The organism is Pseudomonas sp. 10S4, assembly GCF_034344865.1.
GTDB lineage: Bacteria > Pseudomonadota > Gammaproteobacteria > Pseudomonadales > Pseudomonadaceae > Aquipseudomonas.
This window is the reverse complement of record NZ_CP133774.1, coordinates 4,063,124-4,082,636: the sequence shown is the minus strand read 5'-3', so window position 1 is coordinate 4,082,636 and position 19,513 is coordinate 4,063,124. Positions and strand designations below refer to the sequence as shown.

The following is a 19,513-nucleotide window of genomic DNA, read 5'->3' as shown; positions in this document are numbered from 1 at the left end:
GTATATAATCCCAGTCACTGTATAAAAAGACAGAGCGATCACTATGATAAAACTGACGCCACGCCAAGCAGAGATTCTGGCCTTCATCAAACGTTGCCTCGACGACAACGGCTACCCACCAACCCGCGCGGAAATCGCGCAGAAACTCGGGTTCAAATCGCCAAACGCGGCTGAAGAGCACCTCAAGGCGCTAGCCCGCAAGGGCGCGATCGAGATGACCCCGGGCGCCTCCCGTGGCATCCGCATCCCCGGCTTCGAAGCCAAGGCCGACGAATCCACTCTGCCGATCATTGGCCGTGTGGCTGCCGGTGCGCCCATTCTGGCCCAGCAACACATCGAAGAGTCCTGCAACATCAACCCGACCTTCTTCCATCCGCGTGCCGACTATCTGCTGCGGGTTCATGGCATGAGCATGAAGGATGTGGGCATCTTCGACGGCGACCTGCTGGCCGTTCACACCACCCGTGAAGCCCGCAATGGCCAGATCGTGGTAGCGCGGATCGGCGATGAAGTGACCGTCAAGCGCTTCAAGCGCGATGGCAGCAAGGTTTGGCTGATAGCCGAAAATCCCGAGTTCGCCCCCATCGAAGTCAACCTGAAAGATCAGGAACTGGTGATCGAAGGCTTGAGTGTCGGCGTGATTCGCCGCTAAAGGAGGCTTTATGCAGTTCCCACACACACCACAGCAAGCCCAACTGCCGTTGTTCGAGGCGTTCATGGCGCAACCGCTGGCGCCGATCCTGAAGAACGTGGTCGAGTCGCCCTGGAGCGCAGAACCCGAGGTCTTCAGCGAACTGTCACTGCGTGGTGCAGCAGGGAGCTGCCTGAACCTTCTGGCGCCGATTCTCCGGGAGTTGAGTCAAGACCAGGATGCACGCTGGCTAACCCTGATCGCCCCACCGGCCAGCCTGACCCAGGCTTGGCTGCGGGACGCCGGCCTGAATCGCGAACGCATCCTGCTACTGCAACCGCGCGGCACCCAGAGCGCTCAACAGTTGACCTGCGAAGCCTTGCGATTGGGCCGCAGCCACACGGTCGTTAGCTGGCTCAACCCGCTGAACGCCAGTGCACGGCAACAGCTGATCAGCGCCGCCCGCACCGGGGACGCTCAAAGTCTGAATATTCGATTAGGCTAACTGACAAATAATGCGCGCCTTGAACAGCGCCGGGCTTCTCCAAGGATAGAGAAGCCGATCTGTAGCGGTATCAGCAGAAACCGACGGGCGGGATCAATGCAGGATCCGCGGCTCTTCATCTTTATTGAATTCGCCTTCAACCAGGCGCCCCGCCATCTGCACACCGACGCTTAACATCGCTTTGGCGACTTCCACGTGATTGCCTTGCAGGAACGCTTTGGCGTCCTCGGAGAAATCCAAAGTAACCAGAGAACCCTCGTCCTCAGCCCTGCGCAGCTCGATTCGGCCGTCTGGTAACTCGACAATTTCTAGAAAGGACGTTGGCATAAAGGTCTGTTCTCCACGAAAGGCGGGGATTATATAGGCATCGGCCAAGCTTCGCTCGGGATCTTGACCAGAAGTCATCGCGAAGAAATATCTGTTAGCACTCATTCCAAAACGGACAGCCCAACAGGTCATCCGTCTCATCGATCAATCCGTTAGCACTCGTTCAACCCTTCACGAAAGCGAATCGCCAACCCCTTCAGGTTCTGACGCCAGCTCTCCAACTCCTCTCGACTCAGCTCTTGAGGCGCCTCTTCTTCGTCCAGGTTAACCGCCGTGATCAGTGGCTGTGTCACGTCACCCTTTGGCTTGTGCGGCACCCGCGGTGGCTGAAACAGTGCGGCATGGGCTGCCAGCAGCTTGGCCAGCCAGGTTTCCGAATTGTTGGCCAGTTCGACCAGCTCAGCCATTTCCGGAATGGCGATGGCTTCCAGCACTTCGCGAGTCAGCAACATCTCCGCTCGCGGCGCATTCGCCTGAGGCAAGCGATAGAAACCGGCGATTTCATGGCACAGCCCCAGCAACGCACCATAAAGGTGAAACAGCGCCGATTCGCGCCCGGCCTGAATCAGCGCCAGGGAGTTCATCGCCCGCCCCTCTTCGACTCTGGCGAGCGCTTCGAGCGACAGGCCGGCGAAATAAATTTTCTGGTTGGTACGGGTATAGAGTTCGTGGGCCATGACGGCAGCCTCCACAGCGAAATAATTGCTTCACACAGGTCGGACAGTGTCGTGGATCACCCGATCTGACCGCAAGCCCAAAACAAAAGGCCGCATGAAAATCCGAGGATTGTCATGCGGCCTTTTATGTACAGCTTCTTTTTAAGCTTTAGCGGCTGGCCGCTTGTCTTCAACCTTCCACTTACCGCCGTCGTAGTACGCCTTCCAACCGGTCGGCTTGCCGTCGACTTCAGTCTGAACGTACTGCTCTTTGGTTTTGCGGCTGTAACGGATCACGGAAGGCAGGCCATCCGGATCCTTCTTCGGCGCTTCACAGAGGAAGTGGTACTTCGGATCGATTTCATCCTTGTGCGGCACGATCTCGATCACCAGCGGAGCACGAGTCTCGCGGTTTTTCGGGAACTGGCTCGCCGCCAGGAACAGGCCGGATGCGCCGTCGCGCAGGATGTAGGTGTCGTTGACCTTTTCGCATTTCAGCTCAGGCATCTTCACCGGATCCATCTTCGGCGGTGCCGCATCACCGCTTTTCAGCAGTTTGCGGGTGTTTTTGCACGTCGCATTGGTGCAACCGAAGAACTTGCCGAAACGACCGGTCTTGAGTTGCATCTCGCTGCCGCACTTGTCGCATTCCAGGCTCGGACCTTCGTAGCCCTTGATGCGGTAAGTGCCTTCTTCGATTTCGTAGCCAGAGCAATCCGGGTTGTTACCGCAGATATGCAGCTTGCGCTTCTCATCCAGCAGGTAAGCGTCCATCGCCGTGCTGCAGATCGGGCAGCGGTGCTTGCCGCGCAGGACCAGGGATTCCGACTCACCTTCGTCGTCCGCAGCGATTTCATCGCCCGGCACCAGGTTGACGGTGGCCTTGCAGCGCTCCTTCGGCGGCAGGCTGTAGCCCGAGCAGCCGAGGAACACACCAGTCGACGCAGTACGAATCTGCATCGGACGGCCGCATACCACGCATGGAATGTCAGTCATCACTGGCTGGTTGGCGCGCATGCCGCCTTCAGCGCTTTCGGCTACTTCGAGCTTCTTCTTGAAGTCGCCGTAGAACTCGTCGAGCACGTTTTTCCAGTCGCGTTCGCCCTGGGCCACGTCATCGAGGTTCTCCTCCATGCCGGCGGTGAAGCCGTAGTCCATGAGGTTGGAGAAGCTCTCGGCCAGACGCTCGGTGACGATATCGCCCATCTTTTCTGAGTAGAAACGACGGTTGTGCAGTGCCACGTAGCCGCGGTCCTGGATGGTCGAAATGATCGCTGCGTAGGTCGAAGGACGACCGATGCCGCGTTTTTCCATTTCTTTTACCAGGCTCGCTTCCGAATAACGGGCCGGCGGCTTGGTGAAATGCTGGGTCGGATCAAGCTTGATCAGCTTCATCGCGTCGCCCTGAACCATGTCCGGCAGCACGTCGTCATCACCTGGCTTGGCGATTTGCGGCATGACGCGGGTGTAACCGTCGAACTTCAGGATGCGGCCCTTGGCACGCAACTCGAAATCACCGGCACCCACAGTCACCGTGGTCGACAGGTATTGCGCAGGCAGCATCTGGCAAGCGAGGAACTGGCGCCAGATCAGCTCGTAGAGCCGCTCAGCGTCACGCTCCATGCCCGACAGCTTGCTTGGCTCGGTATTGGCGTCGGAGGGACGAATCGCTTCGTGAGCCTCTTGTGCGCCTTCCTTGCTGCTGTAGACGTTCGGATTTTCCGGCAGGTACTTCTTGCCGAATTCGCCTTCAATATAAGTACGCGCCATCGCCACCGCATCAACCGAGAGGTTGGTGGAGTCGGTACGCATATACGTGATGTAGCCAGCTTCGTACAAACGCTGGGCCATCATCATGGTTTTCTTCACACCGAAGCCCAGGCGGTTGCTCGCGGCCTGCTGCAGGGTGGAGGTGATGAACGGTGCCGACGGCTTGCTGCTGGTCGGCTTGTCTTCACGCTTGACGATGCTGTAGCTGGAAGACTTGAGCTTCTCCAGCGCGGCCATGGCTTGGGTTTCGTTGAGCGGCTTGAAGGCTTCGCCTTTCTCGCGAGCCACGTCAAAGCGCACGGTGGCGCCCTTGGCGGTGCCGAGGTCAGCGTGAACTTCCCAGTACTCTTCCGGGTTGAACGCGCGGATTTCTCGCTCACGCTCAACGACCAGTTTTACCGCAACCGACTGCACGCGACCGGCGGACAGGCCGCGAGCGACCTTGGCCCACAGCAGCGGCGAAACCATGTAACCGACCACGCGATCAAGGAACCGCCGCGCCTGCTGGGCGTTGACACGGTCAATGTCCAGCTCGCCTGGTTTGGAGAAAGCTTCCTGAATCGCCTTCTTGGTGATTTCGTTGAACACCACGCGCTTGTAGCGGCTGTCGTCACCACCGATGGCTTCGCGCAGGTGCCAGGCAATGGCTTCCCCTCGCGATCCAAGTCGGTTGCGAGATAGATGGTGTCAGCATCTTTGGCGAGCCGGCGCAGCTCTTCGATGACCTTCTCTTTGCCCGGGAGGATCTCGTACTTGGCTTTCCAGCCATGATCGGGATCGACACCCATGCGCGAGACAAGCTGCTTGCGCGCTTTCTCTTTCGGCGTGAGCACCGGACCTTCACCCGCGGCAGCCTTGCCGCGCTTGGCGGCTGGCTCTTTGCTGGCGCTAGCCGAACCGCTGGTGGGCAGGTCTCGGATATGGCCGATACTCGACTTCACCACGTATTGGTTACCCAGATACTTGTTGATGGTCTTGGCCTTAGCCGGGGATTCCACAATGACCAGCGATTTGCCCATGGATCAGAAAATTCCTGAATTCTAGAAGTGAAAGGCGGTTGGCGCCTGACGCGGCACCGCTATATATAGTGGCTACAAGGTGAGGTCAAGCGCAGGGTTTTGCGCGCACTCAGCTTATGGCTTGGAAAAAAGGCTCGGTTCGGCTTGCACCAAAGCAAAGCGTGGGACCTGTTCGCCGTCAACCTCGACCGACTCCAGGAACATGCTCAAGGGACGCACCCAAAAGCCGTAATCGCCATACAGGGCTTGGTAGAAGACCACTTCTTCTTCGGTCTCGGAATGCCGCGCAATGCTGAATACGCGGTACTGCGGACCTTTGTAATGCTGGTAGAGCCCAGGTTGTATCGGCATGGTTTGGCCCTCACTCAAATCTTTTCAAAATAAAAACAAAAATAAATTCAGAAAAACAAAAACCGGGGCACTTGGCCCCGGCTTCCATCAACGAGACGCTTAAACGCGTTCGAAGACGGTGGAGATGCCTTGGCCGAGACCAATGCACATGGTGGCTACCCCAAAGGTGCCGCCATTTTGCTTCATCACGTTCAGCAAAGTGCCGGAGATACGTGCACCGGAACAACCGAACGGGTGACCCAAGGCGATCGCGCCGCCGTGCAGGTTAACCTTCTCGTTCATCTTGTCGAGCACTTTCAAATCTTTCAGCACTGGCAGGGCCTGTGCGGCGAAAGCTTCGTTGAGCTCAAAGAAGTCGATATCGTTAATACCCAGGCCCGCACGCTTCAGTGCTTTTTGGGTGGCCGGTACTGGACCATAGCCCATGATCGCCGGGTCCACACCTGCCACTGCCATCGAACGAATCACAGCCATAGGCTGGATGCCCAGGTCCTGCGCACGCTGCGCCGACATCACGATCATGCACGAAGCACCATCAGTGATTTGCGACGAAGTCCCGGCTGTCACGGTGCCGCCCTTCGGGTTAAACGCTGGCTTCAAAGCCGCCAGGCTTTCCAGGGTGGTTTCCGGACGAATGGTTTCGTCGTAGTCGAACAGTTTCAGGAAACCGTTCTCGTCGTAGCCTTGCATCGGGATGATTTCGTCTTTGAACTTGCCTTCCAGGGTCGCTTTGTAAGCGAGCTGGTGAGAGCGCACCCCGAAAGCATCCTGTTGTTCGCGAGTGATGCCATGCATTTTGCCCAGCATTTCAGCGGTCAGGCCCATCATGCCCGAGGCTTTCGCCGCGTACAGGGACATGTGCGGGTTCGGATCGACACCGTGCATCATGCTCACGTGACCCATATGCTCGACGCCGCCAACCACGAACACGTCACCGTTACCGGTCATGATCGCTTGCGCAGCTGTGTGCAGCGCACTCATCGACGAGCCACACAGGCGGCTGACGGTCTGGCCGGCAGCAGTGTGCGGAATCTGAGTCATCAGGGACGCCATGCGCGCGATGTTCCAGCCCTGCTCCAGGGTCTGGTTTACGCAGCCCCAGATCACGTCTTCGACTTCGTTCGGATCAACCTTGACGTTGCGTTCCAGCAATTTGCTGATCAGGTGCGCCGACATGTCTTCGGCGCGGGTGTTACGGTGCATGCCACCCTTGGAGCGGCCCATCGGAGTACGACCGAAGTCGACAATCACGACGTCTCTTGGATTCAAGCTCATAAAATTTCACTCTCGCTCAAGTGTTTGGACGCTTAACCGAAGAACCGTTGGCCGGTTTTGGCCATTTCACGCAGTTTTGCGGTCGGGTGGTACAGCGCGCCCAAATCAGCGTACTGGTCAGCCAGGGCAACGAACTCTGCAACACCGATAGAATCGATGTAGCGCAACGCGCCGCCACGGAATGGAGGGAAACCAATACCGTAGACCAGACCCATGTCGGCTTCGGCGGCGGTTTCGACAATGCCATCTTCCAGGCAACGCACGGTTTCCAGGCACAGCGGGATCATCATCCAGTTGATGATGTCTTCGTCAGTGACTTCGCGCTGCTCGTAAACGATCGGCTTGAGCACTTCCAGTACCGACGGGTCGGCGACTTTCTTCTGCTTGCCTTTCTTGTCGGTCTCGTAAGCGTAGAAACCCTTGCCATTCTTCTGGCCCAGGCGTTTGGCTTCGTAGAGCACATCGATGGCCGAACGGCGATCATCCTTCATGCGGTCCGGGAAACCTTCAGCCATCACGTCACGACCGTGGTGACCGGTGTCGATGCCGACCACGTCCATCAGGTATGCCGGGCCCATTGGCCAGCCGAATTTTTCCATGATCTTGTCGATACGGACGAAGTCCACACCGGCGCTGACCAGCTTGGCGAAACCGCCGAAGTACGGGAACAGCACGCGGTTGACCAGGAAGCCCGGGCAGTCGTTGACCACGATCGGGTTCTTGCCCATTTTCTTGGCGTAGGCAACGGTGGTGGCAACGGCCAGCTCGCTGGACTTCTCGCCGCGAATCACTTCAACCAGCGGCATCATGTGCACCGGGTTGAAGAAGTGCATGCCGACGAAGTTTTCCGGACGCTTGAGGGCTTTGGCCAGCAAGGTGATGGAAATGGTCGAGGTATTGGACGCGAGGATGGTGTCCTCTTTGACGTTGTCTTCGACTTCGGCCAGTACGGCTTGCTTGACCTTAGGGTTCTCGACGACTGCTTCAACGACCAGGTCAACGTGACCGAAATCACCGTAGGACAGGGTCGGACGAATGGCGTTAAGCACTTCAGCCATTTTCGCTGGAGTCATACGACCTTTATCAACGCGACCGACCAGCAGTTTGGCGGCCTCAGCCAAACCTTGCTCGATGCCGTGCTCGTTGATGTCCTTCATCAGGATCGGCGTACCTTTGGAGGCCGACTGATAAGCGATACCACCACCCATGATGCCAGCGCCCAATACAGCAGCCTGTTTCACGTCCTTGGCGATTTCGTCGTAGGCCTTGGCCTTTTTCTTCAGTTCCTGATCGTTCAGGAACAGACCGATCAAGCTCTGCGCGGCAGAGGTCTTGGCCAGTTTGACGAAACCGGCGGCTTCGACTTCCAGCGCTTTGTCGCGACCGAAGTTCGCGGCTTTCTGGATGGTCTTGATCGCTTCGACCGGCGCCGGGTAGTTCGGGCCAGCTTGACCGGCAACAAAACCTTTGGCGGTTTCGAAAGCCATCATTTGTTCAATTGCATTCAGCTTGAGTTTCTCAAGCTTCGGCTGACGCTTGGCCTTGAAGTCGAACTCGCCGGAGATGGCGCGCTTGATCAGTTCCAGGGCAGCTTCCTGCAGCTTCTCAGGGGCAACCACCGCATCGACAGCGCTGACTTTCAGTGCGTCTTCAGGACGGTTTTCCTTGCCAGAGGCAATCCACTCGATGGCGTTGTCGGCACCGATGATGCGCGGCAGGCGCACGGTGCCGCCGAAGCCTGGGTAGATGCCCAGTTTGACTTCTGGCAGACCGATCTTGGCCTTGGTGGACATGACGCGGTAGTCCGCCGCCAGGCACATTTCCAGACCGCCACCCAGGGCGATACCGTTGATCGCGGCGACAGTCGGGACGTTGAGGTCTTCGAAATCGCTGAAAATCTTGTTGGCTTCGAGGTTGCCAGCGACAAGCTCTGCATCAGGCAGCTTGAAGTTTTCGACAAATTCGGTGATGTCGGCGCCGACGATGAACACGTCCTTGCCACTGCTGACGATCACACCCTTGATCGAAGCATCTGCCTTGATGGTGTCTACAGCCTGACGCAATTCGTTCAGGGTTAGACGGTTGAACTTGTTGACGGACTCACCCTTGAGATCGAACTTCAGTTCGACGATGCCACTTTCAAGAGCCTTAACCGTGATGGCTTTACCTTCGTAAATCATCAACTGATCTCCACGATATGGAAGCTGAACAGTACACGTCGGACGCAGGCGAATGGCTCGGCAGGACGCTTTTCGTCGATGCTAACGCCAATCCACCCGGCACACCCGCCAACGCGATAGTCGGGATTCTGTAGGAGCGGTCTGAAATACAAACGCTCAATTCATACGCCCGTTTGATTTGGGTACGTCACCTTCACGGAATTTCCGACAATTGTCAATCGCCCAAAATGCTGGTTTAAACGCGACTTTCCGGTCACTTCCGTAACACGAAGTCCTGCAACACGCGGATGCATGTGAGGCCATTCATAGGATCAATAGTTAGAAAAGTCGCCCTAATTCGCGGCAACCTGCGTTTAAGCAGCTACGCTAGCGGGACATTGAGGAAAAAATTTGAACGCTTTTGGCGAATGCCCAGCGTAAGATCAGCGCCACAAAGAATTTCCGGCCTGCCTGGCCAACTCCAGCCCGATGATGATGTCGGGCTTTTTATTGCCTGTCTGTCAGGCGCAGGAGTTTGCCTGTGTAGGAGTTGCCGCAGGCTGCGATCTTTTGATCTTGCCCTTAAAAACAACATCAAAAGATCGCAGCCTTCGGCAGCTCTCCTGCGAGGATTGTGTTTCAGGCCAACGCCTTCAGCGTGGCATCGATCTGCTGCAAAACCTCGGCCTCGCCCTTCTCGCCCCAGTACAACGTGATCATCTGCTTGTCCGCCTCGATCTTGTAAACGTTGTCCGGCAATTTCTCGAAATGAATCAGCAACGCCGGATCCTCACAGACCTCCTGCCACTGATTGACCCACACTCCTGGCGACTTCTGCCAATAACTCCAGCACTTGGGTTGGTTACCTCGACGCGGGCGGTGGTACTGAGCACACGGGCTCGGCGGCTCGTGGCTCAGCCAGTGCGGCCACTCCTGAGGCGCCAGTTGCATGGCCAACCCGATGCGCCGCGCTTCCATGCGCAAGGCCATGCGGCCGCTCTGGTGGCGGGACGGTCGCAACCATGCCAGTGGACTCAGTACCACCAGCAGGATTGACACCACTATCCAGACCGTCATATCTGTACTCCCGATTCTTGATGGGCGCATTCAGTCACTTTGGAACCAATGCGCTTGAAACCAGCCATACTTACCAATATTGCAATCCTCAGGAGGAGCACTTCATGCCCTACCACCACATTCTGGTCGCTGTAGATCTAACCGAAGAGTGCGACCCTGTTATCCACCGCGCTCGCGAACTGTCGGTGAGCAACGGCGCGAAGCTGTCCCTGGTGCATATTGTCGAGCCGATGGCCATGGCCTTTGGCGGCGACGTACCAATGGACCTGTCCCAGTTGCAGCAGCAACAGTTCGATCAAGCCAAGGAACGCCTTGACCGGCTGATCCTGAAGTATCCGGAACTCTCCAAGGAGTACAGCCACCTGACTTACGGCCAGCCGCGCCAGGAGATTCACCACCTGGCCAAGGAACAGACCTGCGACCTGATCGTGGTCGGCAGCCATGGCCGGCATGGCTTGGCGCTGTTGCTGGGCTCCACCGCCAACGACGTTCTGCACGGTGCGCCCTGCGATGTGCTTGCGGTACGCCTGATCAAAAGCTGATAACACTAAACCCTGTGGGAGCGAGCTTGCTCGCGATGGCGTCCTGTCAGTCAACATTCATATCGGCTGACAGGGCCTCATCGCGAGCAAGCTCGCTCCCACAGGGGATAGACACCAGCCCAGTAGATCGCATTCCATATAAAAAGCCCGGCATTCATCACTGAACGCCGGGCTTTTTTTATTGCAGGATCAATCAGGCATCCAGCTCGGCCCAACGCTCGACCATGACGTCGAGTTCAGCCTGCAATTGCTCAAGCTGAGCAATTACGGCAGCAGTCTCGGCAGCCGGGCGCTGATAGAAAGCGGAATCCGCCATCTGCGCTTCAACCGCAGCGATCTGCTTTTCCATGGCTTCGATCTGAGCCGGCAACATTTCCAACTCGCGCTGCAACTTGTAGCTGAGCTTTTTCTTCGCCACCGGCGCTTCTACCGCAGCAACTGGTGCCGCTTCGGCGGTCACTACAGCGGAGGTCAGGTCGGCTTTGCCGGACTTGCTCTCAGTCACGCCCAGCAGGCGCGGCGAGCCGCCCTGACGCAGCCAGTCCTGATAACCACCGACGTATTCGCGAACCTTGCCTTCACCTTCGAAGACCAGGGTGCTGGTCACGACGTTGTCGAGGAATGCCCGGTCGTGACTGACCATCAGCACGGTGCCGTTGAAGGTCAGCAAGACCTCTTCCAGCAGCTCGAGGGTTTCGACATCGAGATCGTTGGTCGGCTCATCGAGTACCAGCAGGTTCGCCGGCTTGCTGAACAACTTGGCCAGCAACAGGCGAGCGCGCTCACCACCGGACAGCGCCTTGACCGGCGTGCGGGCACGCTGCGGGCTGAACAGGAAGTCGCCGAGGTAGCTCAACACGTGACGGCTCTGACCATCGATATCGATGAAGTCGCGACCTTCGGCCACGTTGTCGATCACGGTCTTTTCCAGGTCCAGTTGATGGCGCAACTGGTCGAAGTAAGCCACGTCGATACGCGTCCCCTCTTCCACTGTGCCGCTGGTTGGCTGCAAACCGTTGAGCATCAGTTTCAGCAAGGTTGTCTTGCCGGTACCGTTGGCGCCCAGCAGACCGATACGGTCGCCGCGCTGCAGGACCATCGAGAAGTCCTTGATCAGGAACGGGCCACCCGGGTGAGCAAAGCTCACGTTCTCGAGGACCATCACCTGCTTGCCGGACTTGTCAGCGGTATCCAGCTGAATGTTGGCTTTGCCGGTGCGCTCACGACGCTCGCTACGCTCGTTGCGCAGGGCTTTGAGGGCGCGGACGCGGCCTTCGTTACGGGTGCGACGAGCCTTGATACCCTGGCGGATCCAGACTTCTTCCTGGGCCAGTTTTTTGTCAAACAGCGCGTTCGCCGTATCTTCAGCCGCCAGAGACGCTTCTTTGTGCACCAGGAAGCTGGCGTAGTCGCCGTTCCAGTCAATCAGGCCGCCGCGATCCAGTTCGAGGATGCGGGTGGCGAGGTTTTGCAGGAAGGAACGGTCGTGCGTGATGAACAGCACGGCGCCCTGGAAATCCTTCAACGCTTCTTCGAGCCAGGCGATTGCACCGATGTCGAGGTGGTTGGTCGGTTCGTCGAGCAGAAGCAGGTCCGGTTCGGAAACCAGGGCCTGGGCCAACAGGACGCGGCGACGCCAGCCGCCGGACAATTCGGCGAGGGTCTTGTCGGCCGGCAACTGCAGACGGCTCAAGGTGCTGTCTACCAATTGCTGCAAACGCCAGCCATCGCGGGCTTCGAGGTCATGCTGGACGTGCATCAGCTTGTCCAGGTCGGCGTCGGTGACGATGTTCTGGCTCAGGTGGTGATACTGCGCAAGCAGCTCGCCCACACCGTCCAGGCCTTCAGCCACTACGTCGAACACGGTCCGCCCGTCGGCTACCGGCAATTCTTGCGGCAATTCGCCAATCTTGAGGCCGGGTGCGCGCCAAACGGAGCCGTCGTCGGGCTTCTGGTCGCCCTTGACGAGCTTCATCATGCTGGACTTGCCAGTGCCATTGCGGCCGATGATGCACACCCGCTCACCACGGGCGATCTGCCAGGACACCTTGTCCAACAACGGCGTAGAGCCGAAAGCAAGGGACACATCGCTGAATTTGAGCAGGGTCATGAGCTTCTCCAAAAACCGGGCGCGCATTCTACCTGACTTGAGGCTTCAGAAGGCCGGCAATTTCAATGTCGAAGCACTCTGCATAACAAATGTTGCGATCTTGCACCGACAGGCCGGCAAAGCTTTCGCCCGTTGCTGGCAAAAGGCTAAGCTACAAGCAATCAGTGCTGATGCTGTCAGCACTTGTCATGATTTTTCTGCCCGGATGTCTCATGCGCAGTCGCCTGTTCAGTCTTCTATCTTGTTTGCTCCTCTCTGCCACTGCCGCTCAATCAGTCCAGGCGGTAGACCTGTCCACCCAACGCCAGTATTACGATGAGGCCAAGCGCGCCTTGGCCAACGGCGACTCCGGCCCCTATTTTCGCTACAGTCAGGCCCTCAGTGATTATCCGCTGGAACCGTACCTGGCCTATGACGAGCTGACCGCGCGTCTGAAAACCGCGAGCAACCCGGAAATCGAGAAATTCCTCGCTGAACATGGGGACCTGCCCCAGGCCAACTGGATGAAATTGCGCTGGTTGCGCTGGCTGGCCGATCGCGGCGACTGGGCCACCTTCGTCAAGTACTACGATCCCAAGCTCAACTTCACCGAACTGGACTGCCTGAACGCGCAGTATGAGATTGGCCATAACCTCAAAGCCCAGGGTTACGCCAATGCCGACAAGCTCTGGCTGACCGGTAAATCCCAACCCGAGGCCTGCGATGGTCTGTTCGGAGCCTGGGCCGCCGAAGGTCAACTGACCGAACAGAAACGCTGGGAGCGCGCCAAACTCGCCGCCCAGGCGCGCAATTATCCGCTGGCCAACAGCCTGGTGAACAGCCTGACCACCCTCGCCCCTCGTGGTCGCTTGTTGGTGGATGTGGCGCAGAAACCCGAGCTGCTCAATCAGCCGTCGCGGTTTATCCCGGCCGATGAGCCGATGTCCGACATCGTCAGCCTTGGCCTGCGCCGCCTGGCCAAGCAGGACCCGGACAAGGCCATGGACCTGCTCGACGGTTATGCGAGCAGCATGCACTTCTCCCGCGATGAAAAAGTAGCGATCGCCCGGGAAATCGGCCTGACCCTGGCACGGCGTTATGACCCTCGCGCACTCGATGTCATGACCAAGTACGACCCGGAACTGCGGGACAACACCGTCTCCGAATGGCGTCTGCGCCTATTGCTTCGACTGGCTCGCTGGGACGACGCCTATCAGTTGACCCGTCGTTTGCCACAAGACCTGGCCACCACCAACCGCTGGCGCTACTGGCAGGCCCGCAGCCTTGAGTTGGCGCAACCGCAGAACCCGGAAGCGCAGACGCTTTACAAGGGCCTCGCCCGCGAACGTGATTTCTATGGTTTCCTGGCCGCCGACCGTTCGCAGTTGCCCTACTCGCTGGTCAACAAACCGCTGGTACTCAGCCAGGCCACCATCAACAAAGTGCGCAACACGCCGGGTATTCGTCGGGCTCTTGAGTTCCACGCCCGCGGACAAGTCGTCGATGGTCGTCGCGAGTGGTATTACGTCAGCCGCCATTTCAACCGTGACGAGATGGTCGCCCAGGCGAAACTGGCCTATGACCTGAAATGGTATTTCCCGGCGATCCGCACCATCAGCGAGGCGAAGTACTGGGATGACCTGGACATCCGCTTCCCGATGGCCCACCGCGATACCCTGGTGCGTGAAGCCAAGGTGCGTGGCTTGCATTCGAGCTGGGTGTTCGCCATTACCCGCCAGGAAAGCGCCTTCATGGACGACGCCCGTTCCGGGGTCGGCGCCAGCGGCCTGATGCAACTGATGCCCGGCACCGCCAAGGAAACCTCGCGCAAGTTCAGTATTCCCCTGGCCTCGCCGCAGCAAGTGCTCGACCCGGACAAGAATATCCAGCTTGGCGCCGCGTACCTGAGCCAGGTCCACAGCCAGTTCAACGGCAACCGCGTCCTCGCCACCGCTGCCTACAACGCCGGCCCCGGCCGCGTGCGCCAATGGTTACGCGGTGCCGATCACCTGAGCTTCGACGTGTGGGTGGAAAGCATCCCGTTCGACGAAACCCGCCAGTACGTGCAGAACGTGCTGTCGTACTCGGTGATCTACGGCCAGAAACTCAACTCGCCACAGCCGCTGGTGGATTGGCATGAGCGGTATTTTGACGATCAGTAACCGGTAATGCCGGTTCCTACACCGATCTCGATACCTTGCCGACTGTGGTCAATCGATATCGTTGAGCCGGGCTTTTAGGTGAGTCAGGGTCAGTCATTTCGATCAGACCGGCCGCCAATGCTGGCTTGAGATAGTTAGCCCGAAAGGTCGCTTTGTGAGCCAAACCGACCTTTGCCATCAATTCATTGACCTTGAGCGAACTTCCGTCATGAAGCACGCGAAGCAGTCTCGCTACTTGGTCGGTTACTTGGTCGGTTACTTGGTCGGTTGGTGGTTCGCTTCGAGCAGCTTCCGCCAGCGCGACACTTAACGCCTGAAGCATGAACTCAACAAAAGGCGTTGCTTCGGCCAACTGGTCGGCGGCAGACAATGCAGCGTAATAAGCGTCCTGCTGCTCACGAATCACCGCCTCAACCGGCAGATAGGCCAACACGGGGCGCCACTGACTGAGTATCAAAGTCTGCCAGAGACGCCCCATGCGCCCGTTGCCATCAGCAAAGGGATGGATGAATTCGAACTCATAGTGGAATACGCAACTGATGATCAGTGGATGCCAGTCGGATGCACCCAGCCAAGCCAGCAAATCATCCATCAAGTGCGCAACGCGACTCGGAGGCGGCGCCATATGAACCAGTTGTTCGCCGCGGTATATGCCCACACCCGCCTGACGAAACCGGCCACAATCATCAATCAATCCGTGCATAAGCAGCTCATGCGCCCGGAGCAAATCAGCTCGGCTGCCCGGCCGCCAGTCCGGCATGGATTCGTAGGTTGCAAAAGCGTTGCGTACTTCCTGGATTTCCCTTGGCAAACCCAGTACTCGCTGCCCAGCCAGAACAGCCGTTACCTGCTCGATGCTGAGCGTATTGTTCTCGATCGCCAATGAAGCCTGAATCGTACGGATACGATTACCACGGCGCAGTTGAGGCGTCTGCCGACTATCACCTACAGCCGAAAGCTGACCGATCTGCTCGCTGATCTCGGCGATCAGCGCCAGTATTTTTGTGGTCAGGGTCAACGGTGGTTGGTAGCGACTCATATCCTCATCCAGGCAACTCGATCGAGCCGACATAATGCCCGAACAAGCCGGTCTGAGCAGACTTCATTCAATGTCAAAAGATCGTAGCCTGCGGCAGCTTCTACGGGTGCATATCGTATTCAGCCTTGCCATCACTGAACTGCAACGCCGCCAGCCGCGCATACAACGCATTGCTCGCCACCAGCTCCTGGTGCGTGCCCACCGCCACCAGTTTGCCCTGATCCATGACCGCGATCCGGTCAGCGTTTTTCACCGTGGCCAAGCGGTGGGCGATGACCAAGGTGGTGCGGTTTTTCATCAGGCTTGGCAGGGCTTGCTGGATCAGGTGTTCGCTCTGGGCGTCGAGGGCGCTGGTGGCTTCGTCCAGCAGCAGGATCGGTGCGTCCACCAGCAGCGCCCGGGCGATGGCCAGGCGTTGGCGTTGGCCGCCGGACAAGCCGAGGCCACCGTCACCGAGGTGGGTCTGGTAGCCGTTGGGCATTTGTTCGATGAAGTCGTGGGCGTAGGCGATTTTTGCCGCTTCCTGAACCTGGGCCAGGGTCGCGCCCGGATTGCCGTAGCGGATGTTCTCTTCGATGCTGCCGAAGAACAGCGCCGGGTTTTGCGAGACCAGCGCGAAGCAGCGGCGCAGGTCCAGTGGATCAAGCTGAGTCAGTGGCACCCCTTCCAGCAGGATGCGCCCTTCGGCAGGATCGTAAAAACGCAACAGCAAGTCATACACCGTGGACTTGCCCGCGCCGGACGGCCCAACCAGCGCCAGGGTTTCGCCCGCGTTGATCGTCAGATTCAAGCCGTCGACAGCGAAGCTTTCAGGGCGCGAGGGGTAGGAAAAACGTACATCCTCAAGGACCAGATTGCCCTTGACCCGTTCCGGCAAGGTCACCAGTCCGGTGCTCGGTGGCTGGATGATATTTTCCGAGCGCAGCAATTCGGCAATCCGTTCCGCGGCACCGGCCGCCCGCTGCAACTCGCCGATCACCTCGCTCAACGTGCCGAAGGCGCTGCCGACGATCAGACTGTAGAAAACAAACGCCGCCAGTTCGCCACCTGAAATCCGCCCGGCGATCACATCCATGCCGCCGACCCAGAGCATGACGCCGACTGCACCCAGCACCAGCACGATCACCAGCGTGATCAACCACGAACGCTGGACGATACGTTTGCGAGCCGTTTCGAATGCTTCTTCCACGGTGACGGCAAAGCGTTGCTCGTCCTGGACCTGGTGGTTGTAGGCTTGTACGGTTTTGATCTGGCCGAGGGTTTCGGAGACGTAGCTGCCGACATCGGCAATCCGGTCCTGGCTCTCGCGCGACAGGCTGCGCACCCGACGGCCGAAGATCAAAATCGGCGCGACCACCAGCGGCAACGCAATCACCACGATGCTGGTGAGCTTGGGGTTGGTGATAAACAGCAGCACGATCCCGCCGATCACCATCAGCAAGTTGCGCAGGAACAGCGACAACGACGAGCCGATCACCGATTGCAGCAGCGTGGTGTCTGCGGTCAGCCGCGACTGGATCTCGGAGCTGCGGTTGTCTTCGTAGAAACCGGGATGCAGGTAAACCAGATGATTGAAAACCTGACGGCGGATGTCCGCGACAACCCGCTCGCCGATCCACGACACCAGATAGAAGCGTGCAAAGGTACCGACGGCCAGCCCAACCACCAATACCATAAACAGTCCGATGGACTGATTGAGCAAATGCGGTGACTGGGTCATGAAACCCTGATCCACCAACAGGCGAATCCCCTGCCCCATGGACAAGGTGATGCCCGCAGTGACAATCAGCGCCAGCAAGGCACCGAACGCATGCCAGCGATAAGGCGCAACAAAATGACTGGCCAGGCGAATGGCACGACGGTGACGGGAAGAGAGCATCGGGTTCATCCAGGTTCACAACACAAGCGTTGATGGGGCCAGCCTACACACTCAATGGGGTGGAACGCTGTAAATCACAATGAGTCAGGTTAATTATGACCGCCAAGACTAGCGCCTAGACGCTATTGGTCTAAAGTCCGGGTGGCAACGCCGAAGTATTTCTGGTGGACTGGTATTGCCGACCTGGAAGATCGCAGGGAGTTGTCACAGCCCGGTCACCTGGCGGTTTTAGAGTAAGCACACAACCTGATGAGGAGACAGGCCATGTCCTTGCAAAACAGCAGCGATGACAAAATTGAAGTGATCCGCACGCAGCCGCACCAGTCTCTGGGTTGCTCGATTATTGATGAGCATGGACGTGAAGTACCGATCACTGAAGACATGATCCAGGACGCTTGCCGCGAACTGGAGAAGCGACTGGTCAAGCCTGCCGAACAAAAGTGATATAGCCACCGTCTTCTTGACCCGGCCCTCGTTGGCCGGGTTTTTTATGGGTGATTATCCAAAATTGTGGTGCAGCCATTCGCGAGCAAGCCGCTCCCACAGGTGTCTTGTGGTGAACACAGATCTCGTGTTCAGCCGAGATCAAATGTGGGAGCGGGCTTGCTCGCGAATGGGCCAACTCGGTCCTTAGACAGCCACTGCACCCAACGCCGCCACAATCTGGCGCAACACCGGCGAATCCCCCTCAATGCGCACCTGCAACCCGTCAATCTCACGCCGCAGCGGATAATGCTTGCGCAGTGCATCGAACGCCGCGCGCTGCTCGTTCACGTTACCTACAAGGCTGCGACGAAAATCTGCATCGTCACGGCGCGGGTCGTACACGCCGCGGCACAACATCGCCAGCGCCCAGGCCGGGTCGCTGTCAGCGTTCAACGTCACGTGTGACAACCACCGCGCCGGCAGCAAATCGCTCAGGCTGACCTGGGCCGGCTGACCGAGAAAGTCGCAATACGCCTGATAGATCTGCGCCGTGCCGCGCTGCTTGCCGTCGAGGCTGTAACCGGCGATATGCGGGGTCGCCAGCACGCAGAGCTCGGCCAATGCCACATCGACCTCAGGCTCACCCTCCCAGACGTCCAGCACCGCTTGCAGGTCTTCACGGTGCAGCAACACCTGACGCAGGGCGGCGTTGTCCACCACCGGACCACGACTGGCATTGATCAGCCAGGTGCCAGGCTTGAGTCGATTCAAACGAGGCTTGTCGAACAGATGCCAAGTCGTTTGAGCGCCATGCTTCTTTAAAGGCGTGTGCAGGCTGATGACGTCGCACTGCTCGATGATCTGCTCAAGACTGACGTAATCGCCGCCTTCAGCCGCTTGTCGTGGCGGATCGCAGACCAGTACGTTCCAGCCCAGGCCTCGCAGGACCTTGACCAGCCGCCCGCCCACTTCCCCGGCACCGACCACGCCATAGGTGCGCTGCGTCAGGTCGGCGCCTTCGATTTCGGCCAGGGTCAGCAGGCTGCCGAGCACGTAGTCGACCACGCCCCGGGCATTGCAGCCGGGTGCACTGGACCAGGTGATGCCGGCCTGTTGAAAGTAATCCAGGTCCAGGTGATCGGTGCCGATGGTGCAGGTGCCGACGAACTTCACTTTGCTGCCTTCGAGCAATCCGCGGTTGACGTTGGTCACCGAGCGCACAAGCAGCACATCGGCCTGTTCGACGGCGGCGCGGTCGATGGAACGCCCCGGCACCCGGCGGATTTCGCCGAAACCTTCGAAGAAGGCATCAAGCAGCGGGATATTTTCATCGGCAACAATCAGCATGGCGAGGCTCCTTTGGCGGATCGGCAGTTTAGGCGCAGAAGGATGTGATGGGCCAGCGCGTATTCAGGATCGCAGCGCGCCTCTGTGGCGAGGGAGCTTGCTCCCGTTCGGCTGCGCAGCAGTCGTAAAATCTGCGCACGCGGTGGGCCTGACAAAACCGGGTTGTTGATTTTGGGGCCGCTTCGCAGCCCAGCGGGAGCAAGCTCCCTCGCCACAGGGAATGTCGAAACAGCCAAGAGTGGATTACAAATCCCTAACA

General features: G+C 58.5%; 15 protein-coding genes and 1 pseudogene. 5 read left to right on the top strand and 11 right to left on the bottom strand.

Annotated elements, in window-relative coordinates:
• Positions 1-43 precede the first annotated feature (43 nt).
• Together lexA and sulA are read left to right on the top strand one after the other, a co-directional pair.
• Positions 44-652, top strand: coding sequence for a transcriptional repressor LexA (lexA, locus tag RHM58_RS19025; protein WP_322267870.1), 609 nt, complete (start codon positions 44-46; stop codon positions 650-652).
• 10 nt (positions 653-662) lie between these two features.
• Entirely contained in the window at positions 663-1,136 is a 474-nt protein-coding gene (gene sulA, locus RHM58_RS19020; protein ID WP_201204974.1) for an SOS-induced cell division inhibitor SulA, read from the top strand.
• 93 nt (positions 1,137-1,229) lie between these two features.
• Here sulA and RHM58_RS19015 read toward each other — a convergent pair whose 3' ends face one another.
• The 7 genes and pseudogenes from RHM58_RS19015 to RHM58_RS18985 all read right to left on the bottom strand — a co-directional run bounded on the left by RHM58_RS19015 (position 1,230) and on the right by RHM58_RS18985 (position 9,770).
• Entirely contained in the window at positions 1,230-1,463 is a 234-nt protein-coding gene (locus RHM58_RS19015) for a hypothetical protein (protein ID WP_123403749.1), read from the bottom strand.
• 152 nt (positions 1,464-1,615) lie between these two features.
• Positions 1,616-2,140, bottom strand: a complete 525-nt coding sequence (locus tag RHM58_RS19010) for a DUF6586 family protein (protein WP_322267869.1) — start codon at positions 2,138-2,140, stop codon at positions 1,616-1,618.
• Positions 2,141-2,281: 141 nt separating this feature from the next.
• Positions 2,282-4,908, bottom strand: a pseudogene (topA, locus tag RHM58_RS19005) (type I DNA topoisomerase).
• A 114-nt stretch (positions 4,909-5,022) separates the two neighbouring features.
• The gene (locus RHM58_RS19000) at positions 5,023-5,259 is read right to left on the bottom strand and encodes a DUF1653 domain-containing protein (protein ID WP_046047845.1); all 237 of its coding nucleotides are present in this window, start codon (positions 5,257-5,259) and stop codon (positions 5,023-5,025) included.
• A 99-nt stretch (positions 5,260-5,358) separates the two neighbouring features.
• The gene (gene fadA, locus RHM58_RS18995; protein WP_201192830.1) at positions 5,359-6,534 is read right to left on the bottom strand and encodes an acetyl-CoA C-acyltransferase FadA; all 1,176 of its coding nucleotides are present in this window, start codon (positions 6,532-6,534) and stop codon (positions 5,359-5,361) included.
• Positions 6,535-6,566: 32 nt separating this feature from the next.
• Entirely contained in the window at positions 6,567-8,714 is a 2,148-nt protein-coding gene (gene fadB, locus RHM58_RS18990; protein WP_201204980.1) for a fatty acid oxidation complex subunit alpha FadB, read from the bottom strand.
• A 618-nt stretch (positions 8,715-9,332) separates the two neighbouring features.
• A complete protein-coding gene (locus RHM58_RS18985; RefSeq protein WP_201204982.1) occupies positions 9,333-9,770 on the bottom strand; it encodes a hypothetical protein in 438 nt (145 codons plus the stop codon).
• Positions 9,771-9,874: 104 nt separating this feature from the next.
• Here RHM58_RS18985 and RHM58_RS18980 point away from each other — a divergent pair, with 104 nt between their 5' ends.
• Positions 9,875-10,312, top strand: coding sequence for a universal stress protein (locus RHM58_RS18980; RefSeq protein WP_077748224.1), 438 nt, complete (start codon positions 9,875-9,877; stop codon positions 10,310-10,312).
• 193 nt (positions 10,313-10,505) lie between these two features.
• On the opposite strand, the gene RHM58_RS18975 is transcribed toward RHM58_RS18980, so the two are convergent.
• Positions 10,506-12,422: an ATP-binding cassette domain-containing protein gene (locus RHM58_RS18975; RefSeq protein ID WP_201257040.1), complete on the bottom strand. Its 1,917-nt coding sequence runs from the start codon at positions 12,420-12,422 to the stop codon at positions 10,506-10,508.
• Between the two features lie 212 nt (positions 12,423-12,634).
• Here RHM58_RS18975 and RHM58_RS18970 point away from each other — a divergent pair, with 212 nt between their 5' ends.
• Entirely contained in the window at positions 12,635-14,563 is a 1,929-nt protein-coding gene (locus tag RHM58_RS18970) for a transglycosylase SLT domain-containing protein (protein WP_201204988.1), read from the top strand.
• A gap of 16 nt (positions 14,564-14,579) precedes the next feature.
• On the opposite strand, the gene RHM58_RS18965 is transcribed toward RHM58_RS18970, so the two are convergent.
• Together RHM58_RS18965 and RHM58_RS18960 are read right to left on the bottom strand one after the other, a co-directional pair.
• Positions 14,580-15,602 (bottom strand): Fic family protein, encoded by a 1,023-nt coding sequence (locus tag RHM58_RS18965; protein ID WP_322267868.1) that lies wholly within the window; start codon positions 15,600-15,602, stop codon positions 14,580-14,582.
• Positions 15,603-15,702: 100 nt separating this feature from the next.
• Positions 15,703-17,490 carry an ABC transporter transmembrane domain-containing protein gene (locus RHM58_RS18960; protein WP_201255900.1) on the bottom strand — a complete coding sequence of 596 codons (1,788 nt, stop codon included), beginning with the start codon at positions 17,488-17,490 and terminating at the stop codon, positions 15,703-15,705.
• Positions 17,491-17,745: 255 nt separating this feature from the next.
• Here RHM58_RS18960 and RHM58_RS18955 point away from each other — a divergent pair, with 255 nt between their 5' ends.
• Entirely contained in the window at positions 17,746-17,925 is a 180-nt protein-coding gene (locus tag RHM58_RS18955; protein ID WP_201204992.1) for a PA1571 family protein, read from the top strand.
• Between the two features lie 186 nt (positions 17,926-18,111).
• Here the strand turns inward: RHM58_RS18955 and pdxB are convergent, their stop codons facing one another.
• Positions 18,112-19,254, bottom strand: a complete 1,143-nt coding sequence (pdxB, locus tag RHM58_RS18950; RefSeq protein ID WP_322267867.1) for a 4-phosphoerythronate dehydrogenase PdxB — start codon at positions 19,252-19,254, stop codon at positions 18,112-18,114.
• Positions 19,255-19,513 lie beyond the last annotated feature (259 nt).

Bases quoted from the DNA above. Each gene is read 5' to 3' on its own strand.
- lexA (WP_322267870.1), top strand. From the start codon at position 44: ATGATAAAACTGACGCCACGCCAAGCAGAGATTCTGGCCTTCATCAAA.
- sulA (WP_201204974.1), top strand. From the start codon at position 663: ATGCAGTTCCCACACACACCACAGCAAGCCCAACTGCCGTTGTTCGAG.
- RHM58_RS19015 (WP_123403749.1), bottom strand. From the start codon at position 1,463: ATGCCAACGTCCTTTCTAGAAATTGTCGAGTTACCAGACGGCCGAATC.
- RHM58_RS19010 (WP_322267869.1), bottom strand. From the start codon at position 2,140: ATGGCCCACGAACTCTATACCCGTACCAACCAGAAAATTTATTTCGCC.
- RHM58_RS19000 (WP_046047845.1), bottom strand. From the start codon at position 5,259: ATGCCGATACAACCTGGGCTCTACCAGCATTACAAAGGTCCGCAGTAC.
- fadA (WP_201192830.1), bottom strand. From the start codon at position 6,534: ATGAGCTTGAATCCAAGAGACGTCGTGATTGTCGACTTCGGTCGTACT.
- fadB (WP_201204980.1), bottom strand. From the start codon at position 8,714: ATGATTTACGAAGGTAAAGCCATCACGGTTAAGGCTCTTGAAAGTGGC.
- RHM58_RS18985 (WP_201204982.1), bottom strand. From the start codon at position 9,770: ATGACGGTCTGGATAGTGGTGTCAATCCTGCTGGTGGTACTGAGTCCA.
- RHM58_RS18980 (WP_077748224.1), top strand. From the start codon at position 9,875: ATGCCCTACCACCACATTCTGGTCGCTGTAGATCTAACCGAAGAGTGC.
- RHM58_RS18975 (WP_201257040.1), bottom strand. From the start codon at position 12,422: ATGACCCTGCTCAAATTCAGCGATGTGTCCCTTGCTTTCGGCTCTACG.
- RHM58_RS18970 (WP_201204988.1), top strand. From the start codon at position 12,635: ATGCGCAGTCGCCTGTTCAGTCTTCTATCTTGTTTGCTCCTCTCTGCC.
- RHM58_RS18965 (WP_322267868.1), bottom strand. From the start codon at position 15,602: ATGAGTCGCTACCAACCACCGTTGACCCTGACCACAAAAATACTGGCG.
- RHM58_RS18960 (WP_201255900.1), bottom strand. From the start codon at position 17,490: ATGAACCCGATGCTCTCTTCCCGTCACCGTCGTGCCATTCGCCTGGCC.
- RHM58_RS18955 (WP_201204992.1), top strand. From the start codon at position 17,746: ATGTCCTTGCAAAACAGCAGCGATGACAAAATTGAAGTGATCCGCACG.
- pdxB (WP_322267867.1), bottom strand. From the start codon at position 19,254: ATGCTGATTGTTGCCGATGAAAATATCCCGCTGCTTGATGCCTTCTTC.